Source organism: Streptomyces tateyamensis, from assembly GCF_003205575.1.
In the GTDB taxonomy this organism is placed as follows: domain Bacteria; phylum Actinomycetota; class Actinomycetes; order Streptomycetales; family Streptomycetaceae; genus Kitasatospora; species Kitasatospora tateyamensis.
Genome location: NZ_PYBW01000294.1, coordinates 1 through 2,734, shown reverse-complemented (window position 1 = coordinate 2,734; position 2,734 = coordinate 1). Strand labels below are relative to the sequence as shown.

The window sequence follows — 2,734 nt, the reverse complement described above, 5'->3', positions numbered from 1 at the left end:
GTGCCTGGCCCGGCGGGCCGGCGAGGTGGTGCCCAAGCGGGAGATCCTGGAGCAGGTCTGGGACAGCGCCTTCGAGGGCGACCCGAACGTGGTGGAGGTGCACATCAGCGCGGTGCGCCGGAAGATCGACGCGCCGTTCGGGCGCAACGCGCTGGAGACGGTGCGCGGGGCCGGGTACCGACTGGCGGTCGACGGTGGCTGACCGGGCCGCGCGCGGCGAGCGGGCGGCCGCCACCGGGCGGGTGCTGCGCCGGCTGCGGCCCGTGACGGTGCGGGCCCGGGCCACCCTGGGCGCGAGCTCGGTGGTGGCGGTGGCGCTGGCCATCGCCTCGTTCTCGCTGCTCGGCCTGCTGGACGCCAACCTGCTGCACAACGCCGAGAGCGACGCCGAGGCGCAGGCCACCGGGGTGGCCCAGCTGGCCCAGGCCGGCCGGCTCACCCCGCAGCTGCCGCCCACCCACGGCGCCGACTTCCTCCAGGTGGTGGACGCGCACGGGACGGTGCTGAGCTCGAGTCAGAACCTGGCGGGCCGTCCGGCCATCTCCGACCGGCGGCCCAGCGTGCCCGGCACCGTCTTCGGCACCTGGGACATCAGCCCGCTCGGCTCCGAGCACCGCCAGCGGGTGGTGCAGGTGACCACCGACACCGGCCAGGGCCTGGTCACCGTCTACGCCGGCACCTCGCTGCGCGACGTGGACGCCGCCGACACCACCACCGCCGCCGCGCTCGCGGTCGGCATGCCGCTGCTGCTGCTCACCGTGGCCGTGGTCACCTGGTGGGTGACCGGGCGGGCGCTGCAGCCGGTGGAGGCGATCCGCGCCGAGGTGGCCGAGATCAGCGACCGCGACCTGCACCGCCGGGTCCCGGTGCCGCAGACCCAGGACGAGGTGGCCCGACTGGCCGTCACCATGAACGCCACCCTGGACCGGCTGGAGTCCTCCGGCCGGCGCCAGCGCCAGTTCATCGCCGACGCCTCGCACGAGCTGCGCAGCCCGCTCACCGTGCTGCGCACCCAGCTGGAGGTGGCGATGGCGGTGCGCGACCCGGCCGCCTGGCCGGAGCTGATCGAGGGCGCGCTGGAGGACACCGACCGGCTGCAGCGCCTGGCCGCCGACCTGCTGCTGCTGGCCCGGATCGACTCCGCCGAACCGCTCTCCGCCGCCCCGGTGGATCTGACCGAGCTGGTCGCCGAGGCGGTGGCCATCCGGCGCGGCGACCGCTGCCCGGCCGAGGGGGAGCTCGCCGAGGGGGTGCGGGTGACCGGCAGCGCGCTGCTGCTCACCCGGGTGGTGACCAACCTGCTGGACAACGCCCAGCGCTTCGCCGACCGGCGGGTGGAGGTACGGCTGCGCGAACTGCCCAGCGCCCGGCTGGCCGTGCTGGAGGTGACCGACGACGGCCCGGGGATCCCGGCCGCCGACCGGGAACGGATCTTCGAACGGTTCACCAGATTGGACGATGCGCGCAGCCGCGACCACGGCGGGGCCGGACTGGGCCTGGCCATCGCCCGTGACCTGGTGCGCCACCACCGGGGCACCCTCACCGCGGAGCCCGCCGAGCAGGGCGCCCGCCTGGTGGTACGCCTCCCACTGGCCGATCCCCGCTGACGCCGCCCGCTCGTTGGCCATCGGGACCCACTAGGGTCTGCTGCGGTCCGGGTTCGGGCGAACGGGTGACGCGATTTCCGGTTCTCCTCGGAACTTCCCCCGCGTTTTCCGTTATCGACCGGGTCCGACCGGGTCTCCCATCAGTGGACGGATCCTTGAGGAGAGTGGGCACGGGTGGACACGGACAGGCGGGACGCGGACGGGCGCGGTGTGCGGCACACGGGGCAGGAGCAGCTCGCCGCCCACCTGCCGCTGGTCTACAACGTGGTCGGCCGGGCGCTGAACGGGCACCCCGACACCGACGACGTGGTGCAGGAGACCATGCTGCGCGCGGTGGACGGGCTGCCCGCGCTGCGCGAGCCCGCGGCGCTGCGCAGCTGGCTGGTGGCGATCGCCATGAACCAGGTGCGCCACCGCTACCGTGCCAAGCAGGCCGCCCGCCCGGCCGGCTCACTCGACGAGGCGCGCGAACTGGCCGATCCGGCAGCGGACTTCGTCGGGCTGACGATCACCCGGCTGGGCCTGTCCGGGCAGCGCCGCGAGGTCGCCGAGGCGACCCGCTGGCTGGACCAGGACGAGCGCGAGGTGCTGACGCTGTGGTGGCAGGAGGCCGCCGGACAGCTGGACCGGGCCGAGCTCGCGGCCGCCCTGGAGCTGAGCCCGCAGCACGCCGCGGTGCGGGTGCAGCGGGTCAAGGAGCGGCTGGACACCGCCCGGGTGGTGGTGCGGGCGCTGGCCGCCCGGCCCGGCTGCCCGGAGCTTGCCGAGCTGACGGCGCCGTGGGACCAGGTGCCGGGGGCGCTGTGGCGCAAGCGGATCGCCCGGCACGCGCGGGACTGCCGGGCCTGCCAGGGGCAGGCCCGGGACCTGGTGCCGGCCGAGGGGCTGCTGGCCGGCCTGGTGCTGGTCCCGGTGCCGGACGGGCTGTCGGCGAAGCTGACGGCCACCGCGCTGGCCGGCCACCCCGCCTCCGGGACGCCCGGCTTGTCCGGAACAGCCCACTCGTCCGGAAAGCCGGGATCGTCCGGGACCTCGGGCTCCTCCGGCGCCCGGGCCGCGCGGCGGCAGCGCCCGGCCGGGCAGCGGCCGCTCGGCCGGCGGGCGCTGGCCCGGGCGCGCGCCCGGGC

General features: G+C 76.2%; 3 protein-coding genes. All 3 read left to right on the top strand.

Going from position 1 to position 2,734, the window contains the following annotated elements:
• Positions 1-202: winged helix-turn-helix domain-containing protein (locus C7C46_RS33435; protein ID WP_146259336.1), on the top strand; the 202-nt coding region annotated here is incomplete at its 5' end.
• 43 nt (positions 203-245) lie between these two features.
• Positions 246-1,607: a sensor histidine kinase gene (locus tag C7C46_RS33430; protein ID WP_110673627.1), complete on the top strand. Its 1,362-nt coding sequence runs from the start codon at positions 246-248 to the stop codon at positions 1,605-1,607.
• 174 nt (positions 1,608-1,781) lie between these two features.
• Positions 1,782-2,734, top strand: a 953-nt coding sequence (locus tag C7C46_RS33425; protein WP_146259335.1) for a sigma-70 family RNA polymerase sigma factor, incomplete at its 3' end; no start/stop codon positions are given.